The sequence below is a fragment of the Stenotrophomonas muris genome (genome assembly GCF_052751275.1).
Window position 1 is genome coordinate 685,288 of sequence record NZ_CP199879.1, and the last position, 19,844, is coordinate 705,131.

Below are 19,844 nucleotides of genomic sequence, written 5' to 3' on the forward strand. Positions count from 1 at the left end.
GGACACCCTCCGTGGCAAAAATCACCAAAACCTTCCAGTACGGCAAGCACACCGTCACGCTTGAGACCGGCGAAGTCGCCCGTCAGGCCAGCGGCGCCGTCATCGTCAAGATGGACGACACCGTACTGCTGGTCACCGCCGTCGCCGCCAAGAGCGCGCGCGAAGGCCAGGACTTCTTCCCGCTGACCGTCGATTATCAGGAAAAGTTCTACGCCGGCGGCCGTATCCCGGGTGGTTTCTTCAAGCGCGAAGGCCGTGCGACCGAGAAGGAAACCCTGATCTCGCGTCTGATCGACCGTCCGATCCGCCCGCTGTTCCCGGAAGACTACAAGAACGAAGTGCAGATCATCGCCACGGTGATGTCGCTGAACCCGGACGTGGACGGTGACATCCCGGCCCTGATCGGTGCTTCGGCTGCCCTGGCCCTGGCTGGCACCCCGTTCATGGGTCCGATCGGCGCGGCCAAGGTCGGTTACAAGAACGGCGAGTACATCCTGAACCCGACCGTCAGCGAACTGGCTGACTCGCAGCTGGAGCTGGTCGTCGCCGGTACCTCCAACGCTGTGCTGATGGTTGAATCCGAAGCCGCGCTGCTGTCCGAAGAAGTGATGCTGGGCGCCGTGACCTTCGGTCACCGCGAAATGCAGAAGGTCATCAACGCGATCAACGAGCTGACCGTCGAAGCCGGCACCAAGCCGTCGACCTGGGAAGCCCCGGCCAAGAACGAAGCGCTGATCTCCGCCCTGAAGGAAGCCATCGGCCCGCGCCTGGGCGAAGCCTTCCAGGTGCGTGACAAGCTGCAGCGCCGCGACGCCATCTCGGCGATCAAGAAGGACGTGTTCGAAGCCCTGGCTGGTCGCGTGGCCGCTGAAGGCTGGAACCCGGCCGAGCTGTCGAAGGAATTCGGCGAACTGGAATACCGCACCATGCGTGACTCGGTGCTGGACACCAAGGTCCGTATCGACGGCCGTGCGCTGGACACCGTCCGCCCGATCACCGTGAAGACCGGCGTGCTGCCGCGTACCCACGGTTCCTCGCTGTTCACCCGTGGCGAAACCCAGGCCATCGTGACCATCACCCTGGGCACCGCCCGTGACGGCCAGGTCATTGACGCCGTTGCCGGTGAGTACAAGGAAAACTTCCTGTTCCACTACAACTTCCCTCCGTTCTCGGTGGGTGAGTGCGGCCGCATGATGGGCCCGAAGCGCCGCGAAATCGGCCACGGTCGCCTGGCCAAGCGCGGCGTGCTGGCTGTCATGCCGTCGCTGGAGTCCTTCCCGTACACCATCCGCGTCGTCTCGGAAATCACCGAGTCGAACGGTTCCTCGTCGATGGCATCGGTCTGCGGCTCGTCGCTGGCCCTGATGGACGCCGGCGTGCCGGTGAAGGCGCCGGTGGCCGGTATCGCCATGGGCCTGGTCAAGGAAGGCGAGCGCTTCGTCGTCCTGTCCGACATCCTGGGTGACGAAGATCACCTGGGCGACATGGACTTCAAGGTGGCCGGTACCGCTGAGGGCATTTCCGCCCTGCAGATGGACATCAAGATCGAAGGCATCACCGAAGAGATCATGAAGCAGGCTCTGCAGCAGGCCAAGGCTGGTCGTCTGCACATCCTGGGCGAAATGGCCCACGGCCTGACCGCTCCGCGTGAAGAGCTGTCCGACTACGCGCCGCGCCTGCTGACCATCAAGATCCACCCGGACAAGATCCGCGAAGTGATCGGCAAGGGTGGCTCGACCATCCAGGCCATCACCAAGGAAACCGGCACCCAGATCGACATCCAGGATGACGGCACCATCGTCATCGCTTCGGTCAATGCCATCGCTGCCCAGGCCGCCAAGGCCCGCATCGAGCAGATCACCTCGGACGTCGAGCCGGGCCGCATCTACGAAGGCAAGGTCGCCAAGATCATGGACTTCGGTGCGTTCGTCACGATCCTGCCGGGCAAGGACGGTCTGGTCCACGTGTCGCAGATCTCCAGCGATCGCGTCGAGAAGGTCGGCGACGTGCTGAAGGAAGGCGATGTGGTCAAGGTCAAGGTGCTGGAAGTCGACAAGCAGGGCCGTATCCGCCTGTCGATGAAGGCCGTGGAAGAAGGCGACGCCGTCAGCGCCGAATAATCGGTACTGCTGATTGTGCGGTGGGTGAGGACCGTCGGTCCTCACGCTTCCGCAAATGAAAAAGCGGGCTTCGGCCCGCTTTTTCTTTGCCTTGATGTCATGCAGTGCCGCTCATCCAGGTCGCTGCATGTCCTGCTGCAGTGCGTGAGCGCCGCCACGTGGCCATCGTTCTGTCACGGTTGCGCGGATCACGCCTGTCCACGGGACGACATGCCGCGACAACCGTCCCGCAGCCACATCGGTTTGCTAACGTGGCGGCGCCTTCGAACCGGGAGATCCCATGTTCCGCCAGACCGTGGCCGTCCTTGCCGTGCTGATTGCCGGTGCCGTGCCCATCGCTGCGCGCGCCGCGCCGGCGCCGCCGCCGATCTTCGGTGCCTACTACCCCGGCGGCTCGGCCGAGCGCTATCCGGTGTCGAGCATTCCCGCCGAGCGCCTGACCCATCTGTTCTATGCGTTCTCCACCATCGAGGACGGCCGCTGCGCGGTCGGCGCGGAAGCGCCGAAGAACTTCGCCGCGCTGGCCGAGCTCAAGAAGGCGCATCCGCACCTGCGCACGCTGATTTCGATCGGTGGCTGGGGTGCGGGTGGGTTCTCCGATGCAGCGTTGACCGAGGCCAGCCGCAAGCGCCTGGTGAACTCATGCATGGCACTGTTCTTCGATCACCATGCCGGCAGCTTCGATGGCGTGGATATCGACTGGGAGTTCCCGGTCAGTGGCGGGCCGAAGGAGCTGGCGCATCGCCCGCAGGATCGCGCCAACCTGACCAGGCTCGCGCAGGCGTTCCGCGTGGCACTCGACGCGCACGGGCGCAAGGTGGGGCAGCCAATGCTGCTGAGCGCCGCGCTGGCCGCCGGTCGCCTGCAGACCGATGGCCCCTATGATCCGGCGGCGAGCTACGACCTGCCGGCGCTGGCCAAGGTGTTCGATTTCATCAACCTGATGAGCTATGACATGGGCACCGGCTTCTCATCGGTGTCGACCTTCAATGCGCCCCTGCATGAAGTGCCGGCCGATCCGCTGGCGCCGGAGCTGCGGCGCTGGAACAACGTGGCCGGCGCGGTGCAGTACTACCGCGAGCACGGTGTGCCGGCCGACAAGCTGGTGCTGGGCGTGCCGTTCTATGGGCGCGGCTTCAAGGTCACCGGCGATGCGCCGGATGGCCTGTATCAGCCCTACAGCGCACCGGCCGACGCCGGCGACTGGCGGGTGATCAAGGCGCGCTATCTCGACCAGCCGGGTTGGGTGAAGCACTGGCAGCCGCAGGCGCAGAGCCCGTGGCTGTACAACGCCGTGCAGAAGATCTTCATCAGCTATGAAGACCCGCGCTCGATCGGCCTGCGTGCCCGGTTCGCCCGTGAGCAGGGCCTGGCCGGGGTGTTCATGTGGGAGCTGACCGGCGACGACGAGCAGGCCAGCCTGCTCAACGCGATGCTCGGCCCGTGGCAGAAGGCGCGCATCGGCGATTGAGTCACTGGTGGCGCCGGGCCATGCCCGGCGCCAGGCGGCAACGCCATCGACCCGACACCGCACATTGCGACGACGCCGGCGGCGCTACGCTTTGGGCATGATCCATCTCGAACGCCTGGACCACCTGGTCCTCACCGTCGCCGACATCGAACGCAGCTGTAACTTCTACCAGCGCGTGCTCGGCATGCAGGTCGTGCGCTTCGGCGCCGGCCGTACCGCGCTGCAGTTCGGCCAGCAGAAGATCAACCTGCATCCGGCCAGCGCGCCACTGCAGCCGCATGCGCTGCGACCCACGCCGGGCAGTGCCGATCTGTGCCTGGTCACGCATACGGCAATGGTCGATGTGCTGGCGCACCTGCAGGCGCAGGCCATCGTGGTGGAGGAGGGGCCGGCCACACGTACCGGTGCGCTGGGACCGATCGAATCGGTGTACTTCCGCGACCCGGATGGCAACCTGATCGAAGTGAGTCGTTACCCGGGCGAAGAACACCCGCAGCGGTAGCGCCGGGCCATGCCCGGTGAAGGCTTAGTTGGCCCAGACGCTGTTGGGGTCGCCGTTGCGGGCGCGGCGCTGGCTGGCGACGGCCAGGCGAGCGAAGCCGAAGGCCACGGCCAGCGCGATGGCATCGACCCAGAACAGCGGCCAATGGCCACGCGCGGCGGCGCGCCACAGCCAGTCACCATTGAGTGCGCCGTGCAGGACCGGCACCAGTGCAGTGCTGAGCGCTGCGGTCCACAGCAGCTCGCGCGCCGCCTGCGCGGGGCGGCGCAGTGCAGCCCACAGCGCACAGGCTGCCCAGCTGCCGAAGCAGGCCCAGCGGATGCCATGGTCGACCGCCGACGGTGCCAACCGCTCCAGCACCAGCGCGGTGATGAAAGCGACCGAGATCGCCACGCACAGGCCGATGCACACGCCAACCGTGGCCCGTGCCATGTTCACCCCAGCACGCGGCTGTTGCGGCTGGCGACGCTTGCGCCGCGACTCGATCCACAACAGGTTGCCGGAGTAGAACAGGAACGCACCGCCGAGGCCGAGCAGGAAGTACAGCCAGACCACCACGCCGTTGCCGAACTCGCCGAAGTGCAGGGCATAGGCGGCGCTGAGCGTGGCATGGTTGGCATCGCGCTGGCCCGGCAGCTGGGAGGCCAGGACGTTGCCAGTGGCCACGTCCAGGGCCACCGAACCGAGCGGCCCGAGTGTGCCGGTGGATTCGCCCGTGATCTCGATCGTGGCGCTGGCATCGCCGGCGTTGGCCAGCTTCAGGTAGGCCGGCTCGAAGTTGGCCACGCCCTGTGCGCGTGCTACTTCAAGCGCGCGCGCATGCAGCAGGCGCAGGCTGCCCGGCGGTGCCGGGATGCCACTGGCGTCGCGCACCGGCGCGGTGTCCATTGCAGTCGGTACCGCCTGCAGGGCCTTGCCGTCGTAGATCAGTGGATTGAGCAGGGCCATCTGCACGAACACCAGGCAGAGCAGGGCGCCAGTGACCGCGAACATCAGGTGGAAGGGCAGGCTGAGCACGCCGATCACGTTGTGCGCGTCCTGCCACAGCTGCTTCAGGTTGCGGCCCGGCCGCAGCGCGAACAGGTCGCCGAACAGCTTCGGCAGGTGGATCACCAGGCCGCTCAGCAGCGCCATGCCATACAGCAGGCTGACGATGCCCATCACGTAGATGCCGGCCACCGGCAGGCCGAGGCTGTAGTGCAGTTCGTTGACCAGTTCGGCCAGCCCGGTCTGTGGCGGCGTCGGGCTGCCGGCGATCTGGCCCGGCCAGGCATAGCGCCAGCTGCCGTCGTCGGCCTGCCAGTAGGCCAGGGGTTGCGGATGTTCGGCGCCGGGGAACGTCATGCCGACGTGGCGGCGGGCCTCCGGGTGTGCCGCCAGCACGTCTTCCAGCAGGTACTGTGCGTCGTCCAGGCCCGCCGGCAACGCGGTGGCTGCACCGGGCGTCTGCCACAGCGGCAGGTCGTGGTGGAACAGGGTCAGCGCACCCGCGTAGAAGGCCACGAACAGGCCGAAGCCGGCAACCAGGCCGACCCAGGTGTGCAGGGTGGTGAACGTACGCAGGGTCTGCGAGCTGAACTTCATGGGGGGAGTCTCATTGCACCGCGCCGGTCAGGCGCAGCAGCGTCAGCACGGCGAAGCCGGCCGCAGCGCTGCCGGCCAGTGTCACCCAGGCGCGCAGCGCGCTGCGGAAGCTGAACGCCCACAGGGCAGCCAGCATCCACAGCGGGATGAACGTGATCAGGCTGGGCACCAGCGCGTTCTGCCAGGGGCCCGGCGGCAACCACGTCACCAGCCCGGTCGCGGCGGCGGCCAGCAAGAAGCCGGCCACGATGCCGGCGAAGGCGCGCGGCCACATCAGGGCGACTCCGTGCCCGGGCGATGCCAGGCGGCCAGTGCCGGCAGCAGCATCGCGGCCAGCATCCAGGTGCACAGCATCGCCACCAGGCCAGCGGCAAAGCCGAGTTCGGCCATCCACAGCCACAATGCGGCAGCCGCGGCGACCAGGCCGATCTGGCGGCCGAGGCGGCCGGCGCGGCGCAGGCGGGGCCAGCGGCAGTGCGGCGAGGCGGCATAGAAGGCCAGTGCCGAGAACATCGCTGCCAGCATGCCCAGGCTGCAGAAGCCCAGCGTGGAAAGGCCGACGGTGATCATTGCGGGCGGCCGCCATGGCAGCGGGCCAGCGAACGCGGGGCACGGGCGGGGCCGGCGGGAGCCGGTCGGAGCGGGTGGCGCATCACGAGGTCCTGGGGGGAAGCGGGCAGGCTGGCACGGGGCGGGCTGCGCGGACATGGTAATCATTGCGTTTTCACGCCGCCAGCGAGGACCATTCAGCGGACCGTACGGTAGGCCTTGGGCTTTCCGGTGTGCTGGTTTAAGATCGTCGCAGAACCCTGACTGGAACAAGGTGGCCCGCGCCCAGCGCCGGCCGAGCGTGCGACATGAGCACTACCACCGCCCACTGTTGACCTGCCCCCGAAGGCCCTGTGTTCCAGGCGCCCTCGCGGCGCTTTTTTATTGCCCGGGCAATGGCCCGGGAACGCTTTCCAGCCCGCCCAGCGGGCCCCGCACGAAGCCAATGCGATGATCAACATTACCCTTCCCGACGGCAGCCGCCGCGAGTTCGAAAACCCCGTCAGCGTCATGGACGTCGCCCAGTCGATCGGTGCCGGCCTGGCCAAGGCCACCATCGCCGGTTCGGTCGATGGCGTGCTGGTCGATGCCAGTGACGTCATCGACCACGATGCCAGCCTGCGCATCATCACCGCCAAGGACGAGGAGGGCGTGGAGATCATCCGCCACTCCTGCGCCCATCTGGTCGGCCACGCCGTCAAGCAGCTGTACCCGGACGTGAAGATGGTGATCGGCCCGGTGATCGCCGAGGGCTTCTATTACGACATCTATTCCGAGCGCCCGTTCACCCCGGACGACATGGCCGCGATCGAGAAGCGCATGGGTGAGCTGATCGCCCAGGATTACGACGTCATCAAGAAGATGACGCCGCGCGCCGAAGTGATCGAGATCTTCAAGGCCCGTGGCGAGGACTACAAGCTGCGCCTGATCGAGGACATGTCCGACGACATCCAGGCGATGGGCATGTACTACCACCAGGAATACGTGGACATGTGCCGCGGCCCGCACGTGCCGAACACGCGCTTCCTGAAGGCCTTCAAGCTGACCCGCATCTCCGGCGCCTACTGGCGCGGCGATGCGCAGAACGAACAGCTGCAGCGCATCTACGGCACCGCCTGGGCCGACAAGAAGCAGCTCGAGGCGTACATCAAGCGCATCGAGGAAGCCGAGATGCGCGACCACCGCCGCATCGGCAAGCAGCAGGACCTGTTCCACCTGCAGGAAGAGGCGCCGGGCCTGGTGTTCTGGCACCCGAAGGGCTGGGCGTTGTGGCAGGTGGTCGAGCAGTACATGCGCAAGGTCTACCGCAGCAGCGGCTACGGCGAAGTGCGCTGCCCGCAGATCCTGGACGTGAGCCTGTGGAAGAAGTCCGGCCACTGGGACAACTACCAGGACAACATGTTCTTCACCGAGTCGGAGAAGCGCACCTACGCGGTCAAGCCGATGAACTGCCCGGGCCATATCCAGGTGTTCAACCAGGGCCTGCACAGCTACCGCGACCTGCCGATCCGCTACGGTGAGTTCGGTTCCTGCCACCGCAACGAGCCGTCCGGCGCGCTGCACGGCATCCTGCGCGTGCGTGGTTTCACCCAGGACGACGGCCATGTGTTCTGCACCGAGAGCCAGATCGAATCGGAAGTGACCGCGTTCCACCAGCAGGCGCTGGCGGTCTACCAGCACTTCGGCTTCGACGAGATCCAGATCAAGATCGCGCTGCGTCCGGAATCGCGCCTGGGCGACGACGCCACCTGGGACAAGGCCGAGGGCGCACTGCGTTCGGCGCTGTCCGCCTGTGGCGTGGAATGGCAGGAGCTGCCGGGCGAGGGCGCCTTCTACGGCCCGAAGATCGAGTACCACCTGAAGGATGCCATCGGCCGTACCTGGCAGCTGGGCACCATGCAGGTCGACTTCATGATGCCGGGCCGCCTGGGCGCCGAGTACGTGGATGAGAACAGCCAGAAGAAGCATCCGGTCATGCTGCACCGCGCCATCGTCGGCTCGATGGAGCGCTTCCTGGGCATCCTGATCGAGCACCACGCCGGCCAGTTCCCGGCCTGGCTGGCGCCGACCCAGGTGGTGGTGGCCAACATCACCGACGCCCAGGCCGACTACGTCTCGGGCGTGACCAAAACCCTTGCGGAGCAAGGCTTCCGCGTCAGCTCGGATTTGCGTAACGAGAAGATCGGCTATAAAATCCGCGAGCATACGTTGCAGCGCGTGCCCTACCTGCTGGTCATTGGTGACCGCGAGAAGGAAAATGGGGCTGTGGCGGTGCGTACGCGTTCTGGCGAAGACCTGGGCAGCATGAGCCTGCAGGCCTTCATCGAGCGGCTCCAGGCCGAGGGCGCGTAAGCAAAGGTCCGGTCCGGGGGCACAGGCACCCGGACCGGTTCGATACCCTTGGGAGAACGTAATATCAGCACCCCTGACAACAAACAGAACCGCAAGAATCAGGAAATCCGTGTGCCGCGCGTCCGCGTGATCGGCAGTGACGGAGAAATGATCGGCGTGTTGTCGCGCGACGAAGCGCTGTCCATGGCCGAAGATGAAGGCCTGGACCTGGTCGAAATCCAGCCGCAGGCCGATCCGCCGGTCTGCAAGATCATGGACTTCGGCAAGTTCAAGTTCGAAGCGCAGAAGAAGGCCAGCGAGGCCAAGAAGAAGACCAAGCAGGTCGAGATCAAGGAAGTGAAGTTCCGTCCGGTCACGGACGAGGGCGACTACCAGATCAAGCTGCGCAAGATGCGCGGGTTCCTTGAAGAAGGCGACAAGATCAAGGTCAACATCCGTTTCCGTGGCCGTGAAATGAGCCACCAGGAACTGGGTCGCGAAATGGCCAACCGGATCGAGACCGATCTGGGCGAGGACATCGTCATTGAATCCCGTCCGCGCCTGGAAGGGCGTCAGATGGTCATGATGATCGCGCCGAAGAAGAAGACCTGAGGCCTGACGGGCCGCCTTCCGGGGCGCCTGGCTGAATGGTTCAGGGTAAGGGGACGCCACTGGCGTCCCTTTGCTTTTGCAGGATGCCGGTGAAATGCCGGCGCAAGGGGTGCTGGGGCTGGTGGCAGGGCGGTTTTGCCTGTATCATGCCCGGCTCGACCCACCCAGGACGGGTCGTACGCCGATCATGGCAGGACGGAAAGAGCGGCCCAGGCCGCCGCCAGATCAGTCAGAAACCAGGGTCAAATCCCATCAAGGACATTGCAATGCCCAAGATCAAGACCAACCGGGCAGCGGCCAAGCGTTTCCGCAAGACCGCCTCGGGCAAGTACAAGTGCGGCCACGCCAACCGTAGCCACATCCTCACGAAGAAAGCGACCAAGCGTAAGCGTAATCTGCGTCAGACGGGCCATGTCCGTGCAGAAGACGCAGGCCGTCTGGACCGCATGCTCCCTTACCTCTGAGGAACTGAAAAATGGCACGAGTTAAGCGTGGCGTACAGGCGCGTCGCCGCCACAAGAAGATTCTGGATCTCGCCAAGGGCTATTACAACGCTCGCCGCAAGGTCTTCCGCGTCGCCAAGCAGGCGGTCATCAAGGCACAGCAGTACGCCTACATCGGCCGTAAGCAGAAGAAGCGCAACTTCCGTTCGCTGTGGATCACCCGTATCAATGCGGCTGCCCGCATCAACGGCCTGAGCTACAGCCGCTTCATGAACGGTCTGCTGAAGGCCGGCATCACCCTGGACCGCAAGGTCCTGGCTGACATCGCCGTGCACGACGCAGCCGGTTTTGCTGCGCTGGCCGAAAAGGCCAAGGGCGCGCTGGCGGCATAAGTCCTTCCCGATGCCGTAACCGTTCATTCGGAACGGTGTCAGGTCAAGGCAATGCATGGGGAAGGGCGCAAGTCCTTCCCCATTCTTTTTTGGGTCCCGGCGAGGCCATGGCGGCAGCGCGGGGACGGCGGTGGCGACAGGGGTCGGCCCTTCGCGCATCGCGATGGCAGATCGACTGGAGTTCCGGCCCCCCATGAGCGACATCCAATCCCTCACCACCCAGGCGCTGGCCGATGTGGCCGCCGCACAGAGCCCCGACGTGCTGGAACAGCTGCGCGTGGCCCTGCTTGGCAAGAGTGGCAGCATCACCTCGCAGCTCAAGCAGCTCGGCGCCCTGCCGGCCGACGAGCGCAAGGCCGCCGGTGAAGCGATCAACCAGGCCCGCGACGCGCTGACCCGCGCGCTCGGCGAGCGCAAGGCGCTGCTGGAAGATGCGGCACTGGATGCACGCCTGGCCGCCGAAGCCATCGACATCACCCTGCCGGGTCGCAACGGCGACCGCGCCGGCCTGCATCCGATCACCCGCACCCTGGAGCGCATCACCGGCATCTTCGGCCGGCTGGGCTACGAGCTGTCGGAAGGGCCGGAGATCGAGGACGACTGGCACAACTTCGAGGCGCTGAACTTCCCGCCGCACCATCCGGCGCGCGCCATGCACGACACCTTCTACTTCGGCGACGGCCGCCTGCTGCGCACGCACACCTCCGGCGTGCAGGTGCGCTACATGGGTGACCACGCGCCGCCGCTGCGCATGATCGCCGCCGGCAAGGTGTACCGCAGCGACAGCGACCAGACCCATTCGCCGATGTTCCATCAGGTGGAAGGCCTGCTGGTGGACGAGCATTCGACCTTCGCCGACCTGAAGGGCACGCTGGCCGAGTTCGTGCGCGCCTTCTTCGAGCGCGATTTCGAAATGCGCTTCCGCCCCAGCTATTTCCCGTTCGTTGAGCCGGGCGCGGAAGTGGACATCGCCTGGCAGCAGCCCGATGGCAGCACCCGCTGGCTGGAAGTGCTGGGCTGCGGCATGGTCCATCCGAACGTGCTGCGCAACGTCGGCATCGATCCGGAGCGCTACACCGGCTTCGCCTTCGGCATGGGCGTGGAGCGCTTTGCAATGCTGCGCTACGGCGTCAACGACCTGCGTGCGTTCTTCGAGAACGACGTGCGGTTCCTGAAACAGTTCGCGTAAGCCGCAACCGTGTAGGGCCGAGCCATGCTCGGCTGCTCCCAAATTCGCAGGCCCAGGCGCATGCGCCGGGCCCACCAGGATGACACCATGAAATTCTCCGAAAACTGGCTGCGCAGCCACGTCCCGACCGGCGCTTCGCGCGATGAACTGAGTGCAGTGCTGACCGCCATCGGCCTGGAAGTGGAAGACGTGACCGCGCTGGGCGAAGGCCTCGACCACGTGGTCGTGGCACGCATCGTCGATGCGGTGCGCCATCCGGAAGCAGATCGCCTGCAGGTGTGCAGGGTTGATGCCGGGCAGGGCGAACTGCTGCAGATCGTGTGCGGCGCCCCGAACGCGCGCCCGGGCCTGGTCGCGCCGCTGGCGATGGTCGGTGCGCAGATCGGCGAGCTGAAAATCAAGCCGGCCAAGCTGCGTGGCGTCGAGTCCAACGGCATGCTGTGCTCGGCCAAGGAACTGGGCCTGGACAACGATGCTTCCGGCCTGCTGGAACTGCCCGACGACGCACCGGTCGGCCAGACCCTGGTCGAGTACCTGGGCCTGCCGGATGCCAGCATCGAGATCAAGCTGACCCCGAACCGCGCCGACTGCTTCAGCCTGCGCGGCATCGCCTACGACGTCGCCGCCGCCACCCGCAGTGAAGTGCTGGACTTCGCTGCCGACGCCATTCCGGCAGTCGGCAGCCGTGAGCTGGGCATCCAGCTCGACGCCGGCGCCGAAGCGCCGCGTTACCTGGGCCGTGTCATCGAAGGCGTCAATGCTGCCGCCAAGACCCCGTTGTGGATGGCCGAGCGCCTGCGCCGCAGTGGCGTGCGTCCAGTCTCGCTGCTGGTCGACATCACCCAGTATGTGATGCTGGAGCTGGGCCAGCCGATGCACGCCTACGACCTGGGCACCCTGCAGGGCAGCATCGCCGTGCGCCGTTCGCGCGCGGGCGAGACGCTGAAGCTGCTGGACGGCCGCGATGCTGCGCTGGACGACAGCTTCCTGGTGGTCACCGACGCTGACCGCGCGGTCGGCCTGGCCGGCCTGATGGGCGGCTTCGACACCCGCGTCACCGACGCGACCACCGCCGTGTTCCTGGAAGCCGCGCACTTCGCGCCGGCCGCCATCATGGGCCGTGGCCGCAAGCTGGGCCTGCACACCGATGCCGGCCATCGCTTCGAGCGCGGCGTCGATCCGGCGCTGCCGCGCACCGCGATCGAGTACGCCACCCGCCTGGTGCTGGACCTGGCCGGCGGTACCCCGGCACCGGTCACCGAGGCCGTGCGTGAAGCCGATCTGCCGCAGCCGGCGACCATCGTGCTGCGCCGCGCCCGCATCACCCGCGTGCTCGGCATCACCATCGACGATGCGGAAGTCGAGCGCATCCTGCGCGCGCTGGGCATGGACGTGGTCGCCGCCGCCGACGGCTGGCAGGTGGTCGCGCCGAGCCGCCGCTTCGACATCGCCATCGAAGAAGACCTGATCGAAGAGCTGGCCCGCATCCACGGTTACGAGCAGATCCCGACCACGCTGCCGGGCGGTGCCTCGCGCGTGGCGATGCCGAGCGAGACCCAGCTGGACGCGCTGAGCGTGCGCCGCCAGCTGATCGCCCGTGACCAGCAGGAAACCGTCAATTTCGCCTTCGTCGACGACGCGCTGCTGACCCAGTGGCAGCTGCGCGACGGCCTGGTGCCGCTGGCCAACCCGCTGTCGGCCGAACTGGCGGTGATGCGCCCGTCGCTGCTGCCGGGCCTGGTCGCCACGTTGGGCCGCAACGCCGCCCGCCAGTTGGGCCGTGTGCGCCTGTTCGAGCTCGGCCGCGTGTTCGCCCAGCAGGCCGGAGACGGCCAGCCGGCACCGCTGGAAACCCCGCGCGTGGCCGCTGCGGTCTGCGGTGAGGCGCAGGCGGTGCAGTGGGGCCTGCCGACCCGCAAGGTCGACTTCCATGACCTGAAGGGCGACCTGGAGTCGCTGGCGGCCGCCAGTGGCGCGCAGCTGGAGTTCCGCCCGTCCGTCCGCGCCTACGGTCACCCGGCGCGTTCGGCCGAGGTGTACCGCGATGGCGTGGCGATCGGCTGGATCGGCCAGATCCACCCGCGACTGACCCGGGCGATGGATATCGAAGCCGACGTCTACGCCTTCGAGCTGGACCTGGAGCCGCTGACGGCCCGCCGACTGCCGCGCGCCGGCGAGCTGTCGCGCTTCCCGGCGGTGCGTCGCGACCTGGCGTTCCTGGTGCCTGAACAGGTGGCCTGGGCCGATCTGGCGGCCACCGTCCGCCAGGCCGCCGGCCCGCTGCTGCGCGACCTGAACCTGTTCGACCGTTACGTCGGCCAGGGCGTCGAGCCGGGATTCAAGAGTCTCGCTATGGGCTTGATTTTGCAGGACAAGTCGCGCACTCTGACGGACCGCGACGTGGATGCGGTGGTGGCCGAGGCGGTCACTGCCATCGAGCGTGAACACCACGCCCGGATCCGCGGCTGAGCGGGCAGCACTCGGGGGTAGCAGGCAATGGCATTGACCAAGGCGGAGATGGCGGAAAAGCTGTTCGACGAAGTCGGTCTGAACAAGCGGGAAGCCAAGGAATTCGTCGACGCGTTTTTCGATGTGCTGCGTGAAGCATTGGAACAGGGACGTCAGGTGAAGCTGTCGGGCTTCGGCAATTTCGATCTGCGGCGCAAGAACCAGCGCCCGGGTCGCAACCCCAAGACCGGCGAGGAAATTCCGATTTCCGCCCGTACGGTGGTCACCTTCCGTCCGGGCCAGAAGCTCAAGGAGAGGGTGGAAGCTTATGCTGGATCCGGGCAGTAACCGCGAACTACCGCCGATCCCGGCCAAGCGCTACTTCACCATCGGTGAAGTCAGCGAGCTGTGCGACGTCAAGCCGCATGTCCTGCGCTACTGGGAAACCGAGTTTCCCAGCCTTGAGCCGGCCAAGCGCCGAGGCAACCGCCGCTACTACCAGCGCCACGACGTGCTGATGGTGCGGCAGATCCGCAGCCTGCTGTACGAACAGGGCTACACGATCGGTGGTGCACGCCTGCGTCTGGACGGCCCCGATGCCCGCGAGGAATCGGCGCTGAGCAACCAGATCATCAAGCAGGTGCGCATGGAGCTGGAAGAAGTGCTGCAGTTGCTGCGCCGCTGATCCCATTTCCATCGTAATCCGCTATACTTCACGGCCCGCCGCAGTGGCGGGCACATCGCAGCATCAGTCGGGGCGTAGCGCAGCCTGGTAGCGCATCTGCCTGGGGGGCAGAGGGTCGTCGGTTCGAATCCGGCCGTCCCGACCACTGTGATGAATCAAGAAGCCCGCGCAGCGATGCGTGGGCTTTTTTGTGCGTGCGGTGTATGCTGCGCGCCACTCGTACTACCGCGGCTGCTGAACCCGGTACTCACGAGAACACATCATGGATTCTGCAAGAAGCCGTGCCTGGCGTCGCAGCCAGGCTCGCAACCGTGGTGGCGACCGCGCCACGACCGCCTACAGCTACAAGCCCGAGAAGAACTGGAAGCTGCTGTATACGCGCGATGCCAAGCTCGCGCGCGCACGCCAGCTGGGCTTCACCTATCCGGTCCTCAGCGCCCGCCAACTGCAGGAACAGGAATGATCAACCTGCTGTTCGTCTGCAGCCGCAACCAGCTGCGCAGCCCGACCGCCGAAGCCATGTGGCGACGGCGACCCGGCTTCGCTGCGCTGTCGGCCGGCACCAGCCCGCATGCACGACGCCCCATCGGCCCGGCGGATATCCGCTGGGCCGATGTCATCTTCGTGATGGAGGCCAAGCACCAGCATCGCCTGCAGGCCGCCTATGCGCGCCTGCTGGAACACAAGCGCCTGCATTGCCTGGATATCCCCGACGACTATCGCTGCATGGATCCGCTGTTGATGGACCTGCTGGATGCAAAGGTGACCACGTATCTCGATCAGCTGCCGGCAAAGCGGTAGATCAGTTCCGGATCGCCTTCGTCCAATCCGTGCACGATGCCGCTGTCGATGAAACCCGAAGCGGCGAGCAGGCGTTGCATGCCGGTATTGGAAGCATTGGTCGAAGTGAACAGCCTGCCGTGGCCGTGCAGCGCGATGGCATGGCGCAGCAGGGCGGCGCCGACGCCCTGGCTGCGTTGTTCGCGCGCCACCATCAGCATCTCGACGAAGGCTTCGCCGAAGAAGTGATGGTGGATGGCCAGGTAACCGGCCAGCTGGCCGGCCCATTCGGCCACGTGCATGCCACCATTGGCCTGCCAGTCGCTGATCTGCCGTGCGCGTTGCGGATCGTGGACCGCAACGCTGTCGAGCGCGATCAACGCGGAAACGTCGGCGGGCATTGCCTCGCGGATGTGCAACATCGTCGAGGAGGGATCGGGCGGCACCATCGAAGGCTCCTGGGCTGGGTGCGCCCAGTCTATCGATCGCGTCGGCCGTGTCTGCGCATCCGCCACAGCCAGCGTGTGGTCGGCAGTCAATACACACGGAACTCGGCACGGCAGCCGTCGCTGACCCACACGCCGCGGCGGTCCCAGCCCCAGTTGCGATCCTCGACGCACGGTGTCACCGACTTCTGCTTGACCAGGCGTACCTCGTGGCGCACACGGATGCGGCATTCCTTGTCCTTCTGCTCGTAGGACTCGCAGACCAGGCGCTCGCCATCGTCATCGCGGTCACGGTCACGGCCGCGCCCCGGCCAGCGGCCGCGTCCCTGTCCGTCGGCCACGAACTCGGCGCGACAGCCGTCGGTGACCCAGAGCATGCGGCGGCTCTGGCCCCAGTTCTGGTCCTCTACGCAGCGGGTGACCGACAGCTGCCTGGCCAGGCGCATGCGGCCTTCGATCGGGCACTGCTGGGTCTTGTTGAACTGCGATTCGCAGCGCAGCGGCGCAATGGGATCGCTGTCGTAATCCTGGGCGGCCACCGTGGTGGCGGCCAGCAGCAGGGCCAGGGTGGGGAGGACAATCGGCAGCAGCAGGCGATGGGTCATGGGGGGCCTCGGCAGGGGAACGGGCCGCAAGAATGGACCAGCCCGGGGCCCTCGGAACGGATCGTTCCGGCGTTGGCTCAGTGGGGATTTAGTAGTGTGCACCGGCCCATGCAGAGCCTTACATCCCTTATCATCGCGGCACATCCGATCGCATCGGCTTACACCTTCTTACATCTCTCCCACGCTTGCCGGCCCAGCCTGTGGCTGCCGTCACTGGCGTGCAGCCGGCGTGTGGAGGAGGATGCGCGGACCACGACGACCACAGGGGGTTGCGTTGATCAGCAGTACCGTCATTCATCGCTCGGCTGGCGCAGAGGCCGGGCAGGTGCGTGTCCTGGACACCACGTTCAAGGGCAAGCATGTGTTCATTGCGTGGGGCCTGCGCGGGCCGGAACTGGCCCGCAGCGCGGACCCGCCCGCCACCGTGGCTGCGCGCAAGGCGCTGCATGCCGTGGCCGGCCACAGCGAGGGACCGCGCAGCCCGGAGGTGTTCATCGCCAACCAGTCGGCAGTGGCGATTACCGTCTATCGGCTGCTGACTGAGGCGCGTTCGGGCGATGCCATCTTCTTCCTGTGTGATTCGCAGGCCGTGGTCGACTGGTTGATCACCGCACTGGAAGTGCAGGGCGAAGACTGACAGCGCGCAGGGTCAGGCCAGTGCCGCATCCACCGCCGCCAGGGCGTGCAGGGTGGTGGTGTCGAACAGCGGCACCGGGCTGTCCTCGGCGCGGACCAGCAACATGATTTCGGTACAGCCGAGGATGATCGCTTCGGCGCCGCGTGCAACCAGGCGCGCGATCACGCCGGCGTATGCCTGCCGCGAATGCTCGCTGACCACGCCGCAGATCAGCTCCTGGTAGATGATGTCGTGCACGCTGCGGCGATCATCGGCCTCCGGAACCAGTACCTCCAGCCCGAAGCGGTCCTGCAGCCGGTCGCGGTAGAACGCCTGCTCCATGGTGAAGGCGGTGCCGAGCAGTCCCACCTTGCGGATGCCGGCCTGCAGGATCGCCGCGGCGGTCGGGTCCGCGATATGCAGCAGGGGCAGCGGGCATCCGGCTTCGATCCGGCCGGCCAGCGTGTGCATGGTGTTGGTGCAGATCACCAGCAGCTCGGCGCCACCGGCCTGCAGCCGCCGTGCAGCATCGAGCATGTGGTTGCCCAGCAGATCCCATTGGCCGTCGTGCTGCAGCTGCTTGATGCCGGCGAAATCCACCGACCACAGCAGCAGTTGCGCCGAATGCGCGCCACCGAGGCGATGCCGCACCGCCTCGTTGATGAGCCGGTAGTACTGCGCCGAGCTTTCCCAGCTCATGCCGCCGATCAGGCCAAGGGTCTTCATGCACTGCTCCAAGCCAGAGACGGCCATTGCAGCACAGATGGCAGTGGCGCTGCCGTGCACGGGCGCCGGCATCTGTAACCGTCGCATCCACCGCCCGCTGTATGTGCCGCGTCCTGCATGGGTGCCCTATGCTGGTGCCGTCTTCTGAAGTGGAAACCGGCAATGGCCCTGCATACCTGGTGGTGGTTCCTGGCCACGGTCTTCGTGCTGTGCGGGACGCCCGGGCCGAACATGCTGCACATCCTCGGGCGCAGCGTCGGGCTGGGGTTCCGTGGCAGCGTGCCGGCCATGGCCGGCTGCCTGCTGGCGATGCTGCTGGTGCTGGCCGCATCCGCTGCGGGCCTGAGCGCGTTGCTGCACTCCTCGCCGATGCTGTTCGAAGTGCTGCGCTATCTCGGTGTGGCCTACCTGGCCTGGCTTGGCATCAAGGCGTGGCGTGACAGTTGCCGCCCGGCACCCGCGGTGGCCGATGCTGCCGAGGTCACACTGGCGCCGGTACATGGCGCAGCGACGGTATTCCGTGGCGGCCTGTGGGTTGGCTTGAGCAACCCCAAGCTGTTGTTGTTCGCCGCGGCGTTCCTGCCGCAGTTCGTTGATCCGTCGCGTAGCCAGGCCGTGCAGTACAGCGTGCTGGTGGCGACCTTCGCGGCCTGCGAACTGTTCTGGTACGTGATGTACGCCGCCGGTGGCCACGGCCTGCGTCGTTGGCTTGCAAAGCCATTCGCACGGCGCTGGTTCGAGCGGCTGGTGGGAAGCGTGTTCCTGGCCTTCGCGGTGGCGCTGCTGCGCTTCCGGCCGCGCTGATTCACGCCGCACACGCGGCCTTTTCACGATTGCCGCATCGGCTGCGGCCTAGCCTGATCACACCGTTTGCGTTCCCTGCGGGGTAAGGACTGACATGATCAAGTGGGCCATCATTTTCGCCATCATCGGCATCATCGCCGGCGTGTTGGGCTTCGGCGGCATCGCCGGTGCCGCTGTGGGCATCGCCAAATTCCTGTTCTGGGCCGGCATCATCATTGCCGTGGTGCTGTTCCTGATCGGCATGAGCGTGGCGAAGAAGGTCAGCTAGCACCTGTCGCGCAGCAGCGCGTTCAGTGCGCGCTGCTGCGCGAGAACAGGTTGATCACCAGCACGCCGGCGCAGATCAGCGCGATGCCGGCCAGCGCAGCTGCATCCAGCCGCTGCTTGAACACCACCAGGCCGATCAGCGAGATCAGCACGATGCCGACGCCGGACCAGATCGCATAGGCGATGCCGGTCGGCACCGACTTCATGGTGACCGACAGCAGGTAGAAGCACAGCCCGTAGCCGACCAGCGCGCCCAGTGTCGGCCACAGCCGGCTCATGCCGTCCGAGGCCTTCAGCAGCGACGTGGCAATCACTTCCAGCAGGATCGCGGCGGCCAGGTAGATATAGGGGTTCATCGCGGGCTCCGGGTCACTGCGGGTCGCACAGCTTGAGGGCCTGCTCGGCCATCGCCAGCGCATTGAGGCGCTCTGCTTCGTCCAGCGGCCGACCATAGGCGGTGGCCCAATAGCCATCGGCCGCGCAGCGTGCCGCGTACAGGCGCGGATCGCCGGCTTCGCCGGGAAACTCGGCCAGCATCGCGCGCTTCCAGTCGCGCCAGTGCGCCAGCAGGGCCGGCTCCATCAGGTTGCCCAGGGTCAGGCCGATGTCGTTGTCCTGTTCCTGCTGCAACAGGTGCTCGAAGTTGGCCCGCACATAGGCGCGGCTGAAGCAGCCGTGGCCGGGCGTGCCGTCCTGCAGGAGCGCGCGCACACGCGCCTCGAATTCGCCGATGAGTGCGCCGATGGCTTCATCGACCAGTGCCTGCTTGCTGCTGAAATGGTGGAACAACGCGCCCTTGCTGACCCCGGCCACGCGCGCGACATCCTGCACGGTCAGTGCCGCCAGCCCGTTCTGGCCAATCACGGCGATGGTGGCGTGCAGCAATGACTGGCGCACGCTGTCGGGCGCTTTGCGCCGCGAGCGGGGAGGGGGCGGGGCCATGATGGGAAGAAACCGACTGGACGGTATGATTGTAGCGCAGCCGGATCGCGTCACCGGCGCGATCATCGGTCACCGCCCGGTGGGAGCCGGATCAATCGTCGATGCGTGCGAAACGCGCCTGCGGGCCGTGTTTGCCTGGGACCTGCTCGACGAACATCGGGTAGGGGCGTACCCACAGGCCACCTTCGCCGTAGAGTGCGCGGTACAGCACCAATGGTTCCAGCGTCTCGCTGCTGCGGACGATGTCGATCACTTCGTATTCGCCGCCCTTGAAGTGGCGATACCGGCCACGGGCGAGGTCGGGCAGGGGACTTAGCTCAGCCATGACGGGT

General features: G+C 66.5%; 25 protein-coding genes and 1 tRNA gene. 17 read left to right on the top strand and 9 right to left on the bottom strand.

Annotated features, from left to right (window positions below; all coding sequences use genetic code 11):
* Nucleotides 1–11 precede the first annotated feature (11 nt).
* The 3 genes from pnp (at nt 12) to ACUVWL_RS02925 (ending at nt 4,093) form a co-directional block, all read left to right on the top strand.
* A complete protein-coding gene (pnp, locus tag ACUVWL_RS02915) occupies nt 12–2,120 on the top strand; it encodes a polyribonucleotide nucleotidyltransferase (protein ID WP_046431803.1) in 2,109 nt (702 codons plus the stop codon).
* Nucleotides 2,121–2,400: 280 nt separating this feature from the next.
* On the top strand, nt 2,401–3,591 hold the full coding sequence (locus ACUVWL_RS02920; protein WP_049442382.1) for a glycoside hydrolase family 18 protein: 1,191 nt from the start codon (nt 2,401–2,403) through the stop codon (nt 3,589–3,591).
* Between the two features lie 97 nt (nt 3,592–3,688).
* Nucleotides 3,689–4,093, top strand: a complete 405-nt coding sequence (locus tag ACUVWL_RS02925) for a VOC family protein (protein ID WP_049442383.1) — start codon at nt 3,689–3,691, stop codon at nt 4,091–4,093.
* Nucleotides 4,094–4,117: 24 nt separating this feature from the next.
* Here the strand turns inward: ACUVWL_RS02925 and ACUVWL_RS02930 are convergent, their stop codons facing one another.
* The 3 genes from ACUVWL_RS02930 to ACUVWL_RS02940 are packed head-to-tail and all read right to left on the bottom strand — an operon-like array spanning nt 4,118 to nt 6,247.
* Nucleotides 4,118–5,677 (bottom strand): PepSY-associated TM helix domain-containing protein, encoded by a 1,560-nt coding sequence (locus tag ACUVWL_RS02930; RefSeq protein WP_445978802.1) that lies wholly within the window; start codon nt 5,675–5,677, stop codon nt 4,118–4,120.
* 10 nt (nt 5,678–5,687) lie between these two features.
* Nucleotides 5,688–5,951 carry a hypothetical protein gene (locus tag ACUVWL_RS02935; protein WP_032957460.1) on the bottom strand — a complete coding sequence of 88 codons (264 nt, stop codon included), beginning with the start codon at nt 5,949–5,951 and terminating at the stop codon, nt 5,688–5,690.
* Nucleotides 5,951–6,247: a hypothetical protein gene (locus ACUVWL_RS02940; protein ID WP_005410439.1), complete on the bottom strand. Its 297-nt coding sequence runs from the start codon at nt 6,245–6,247 to the stop codon at nt 5,951–5,953. The genes ACUVWL_RS02935 and ACUVWL_RS02940 overlap by 1 nt, the downstream gene beginning before the upstream one ends.
* Before the next feature lie 429 nt (nt 6,248–6,676).
* On the opposite strand from ACUVWL_RS02940, the gene thrS reads away from it, so the two are divergent.
* From thrS to ACUVWL_RS02995, 11 genes are all read left to right on the top strand, one after another.
* Complete coding sequence (gene thrS, locus ACUVWL_RS02945; protein WP_032957627.1) at nt 6,677–8,578, top strand: threonine--tRNA ligase; 1,902 nt, start codon at nt 6,677–6,679, stop codon at nt 8,576–8,578.
* Between the two features lie 48 nt (nt 8,579–8,626).
* A complete protein-coding gene (infC, locus tag ACUVWL_RS02950) occupies nt 8,627–9,169 on the top strand; it encodes a translation initiation factor IF-3 (RefSeq protein WP_079222586.1) in 543 nt (180 codons plus the stop codon).
* Nucleotides 9,170–9,435: 266 nt separating this feature from the next.
* Nucleotides 9,436–9,633, top strand: a complete 198-nt coding sequence (gene rpmI / locus ACUVWL_RS02955) for a 50S ribosomal protein L35 (RefSeq protein ID WP_005410436.1) — start codon at nt 9,436–9,438, stop codon at nt 9,631–9,633.
* An 11-nt stretch (nt 9,634–9,644) separates the two neighbouring features.
* The gene (gene rplT, locus ACUVWL_RS02960) at nt 9,645–10,004 is read left to right on the top strand and encodes a 50S ribosomal protein L20 (RefSeq protein ID WP_005410435.1); all 360 of its coding nucleotides are present in this window, start codon (nt 9,645–9,647) and stop codon (nt 10,002–10,004) included.
* A gap of 193 nt (nt 10,005–10,197) precedes the next feature.
* Entirely contained in the window at nt 10,198–11,193 is a 996-nt protein-coding gene (locus ACUVWL_RS02965) for a phenylalanine--tRNA ligase subunit alpha (protein WP_005417865.1), read from the top strand.
* Between the two features lie 87 nt (nt 11,194–11,280).
* Nucleotides 11,281–13,662 carry a phenylalanine--tRNA ligase subunit beta gene (pheT, locus tag ACUVWL_RS02970; protein ID WP_241887695.1) on the top strand — a complete coding sequence of 794 codons (2,382 nt, stop codon included), beginning with the start codon at nt 11,281–11,283 and terminating at the stop codon, nt 13,660–13,662.
* A gap of 27 nt (nt 13,663–13,689) precedes the next feature.
* Nucleotides 13,690–13,989 carry an integration host factor subunit alpha gene (locus ACUVWL_RS02975; RefSeq protein WP_005410432.1) on the top strand — a complete coding sequence of 100 codons (300 nt, stop codon included), beginning with the start codon at nt 13,690–13,692 and terminating at the stop codon, nt 13,987–13,989.
* On the top strand, nt 13,970–14,326 hold the full coding sequence (locus ACUVWL_RS02980) for a MerR family transcriptional regulator (protein ID WP_005410431.1): 357 nt from the start codon (nt 13,970–13,972) through the stop codon (nt 14,324–14,326). The genes ACUVWL_RS02975 and ACUVWL_RS02980 overlap by 20 nt, the downstream gene beginning before the upstream one ends.
* Before the next feature lie 68 nt (nt 14,327–14,394).
* Nucleotides 14,395–14,471, top strand: a tRNA-Pro gene (locus ACUVWL_RS02985).
* Between the two features lie 117 nt (nt 14,472–14,588).
* Nucleotides 14,589–14,789, top strand: a complete 201-nt coding sequence (locus tag ACUVWL_RS02990; protein WP_049442386.1) for a hypothetical protein — start codon at nt 14,589–14,591, stop codon at nt 14,787–14,789.
* Complete coding sequence (locus tag ACUVWL_RS02995; protein ID WP_049442387.1) at nt 14,786–15,127, top strand: low molecular weight protein tyrosine phosphatase family protein; 342 nt, start codon at nt 14,786–14,788, stop codon at nt 15,125–15,127. Before ACUVWL_RS02990 ends, ACUVWL_RS02995 begins: the two co-directional genes overlap by 4 nt.
* Here ACUVWL_RS02995 and ACUVWL_RS03000 read toward each other — a convergent pair.
* Entirely contained in the window at nt 15,106–15,555 is a 450-nt protein-coding gene (locus ACUVWL_RS03000; protein WP_049442388.1) for a GNAT family N-acetyltransferase, read from the bottom strand. The two genes, ACUVWL_RS02995 and ACUVWL_RS03000, sit on opposite strands and share 22 nt — an antisense overlap.
* Nucleotides 15,556–15,641: 86 nt before the next feature.
* Complete coding sequence (locus tag ACUVWL_RS03005; protein ID WP_445978803.1) at nt 15,642–16,157, bottom strand: DUF3011 domain-containing protein; 516 nt, start codon at nt 16,155–16,157, stop codon at nt 15,642–15,644.
* Nucleotides 16,158–16,398: 241 nt separating this feature from the next.
* On the opposite strand from ACUVWL_RS03005, the gene ACUVWL_RS03010 reads away from it, so the two are divergent.
* Nucleotides 16,399–16,794 (top strand): hypothetical protein, encoded by a 396-nt coding sequence (locus ACUVWL_RS03010; protein ID WP_032956187.1) that lies wholly within the window; start codon nt 16,399–16,401, stop codon nt 16,792–16,794.
* Nucleotides 16,795–16,806: 12 nt separating this feature from the next.
* Here the strand turns inward: ACUVWL_RS03010 and ACUVWL_RS03015 are convergent, their stop codons facing one another.
* Entirely contained in the window at nt 16,807–17,499 is a 693-nt protein-coding gene (locus ACUVWL_RS03015) for an aspartate/glutamate racemase family protein (protein WP_032956186.1), read from the bottom strand.
* A 162-nt stretch (nt 17,500–17,661) separates the two neighbouring features.
* On the opposite strand from ACUVWL_RS03015, the gene ACUVWL_RS03020 reads away from it, so the two are divergent.
* Entirely contained in the window at nt 17,662–18,303 is a 642-nt protein-coding gene (locus ACUVWL_RS03020; RefSeq protein ID WP_014647842.1) for a LysE family translocator, read from the top strand.
* A 94-nt stretch (nt 18,304–18,397) separates the two neighbouring features.
* Nucleotides 18,398–18,571 carry a DUF1328 domain-containing protein gene (locus ACUVWL_RS03025; protein ID WP_005417836.1) on the top strand — a complete coding sequence of 58 codons (174 nt, stop codon included), beginning with the start codon at nt 18,398–18,400 and terminating at the stop codon, nt 18,569–18,571.
* Between the two features lie 22 nt (nt 18,572–18,593).
* Here the strand turns inward: ACUVWL_RS03025 and ACUVWL_RS03030 are convergent, their stop codons facing one another.
* The 3 genes from ACUVWL_RS03030 to ACUVWL_RS03040 form a co-directional block, all read right to left on the bottom strand.
* Nucleotides 18,594–18,926: an SMR family transporter gene (locus ACUVWL_RS03030; protein WP_075076303.1), complete on the bottom strand. Its 333-nt coding sequence runs from the start codon at nt 18,924–18,926 to the stop codon at nt 18,594–18,596.
* 13 nt (nt 18,927–18,939) lie between these two features.
* A complete protein-coding gene (locus ACUVWL_RS03035) occupies nt 18,940–19,512 on the bottom strand; it encodes a TetR/AcrR family transcriptional regulator (RefSeq protein ID WP_445978804.1) in 573 nt (190 codons plus the stop codon).
* Between the two features lie 91 nt (nt 19,513–19,603).
* Complete coding sequence (locus tag ACUVWL_RS03040; RefSeq protein WP_014647839.1) at nt 19,604–19,837, bottom strand: DUF1653 domain-containing protein; 234 nt, start codon at nt 19,835–19,837, stop codon at nt 19,604–19,606.
* Between the last annotated feature and the right edge of the window lie 7 nt (nt 19,838–19,844).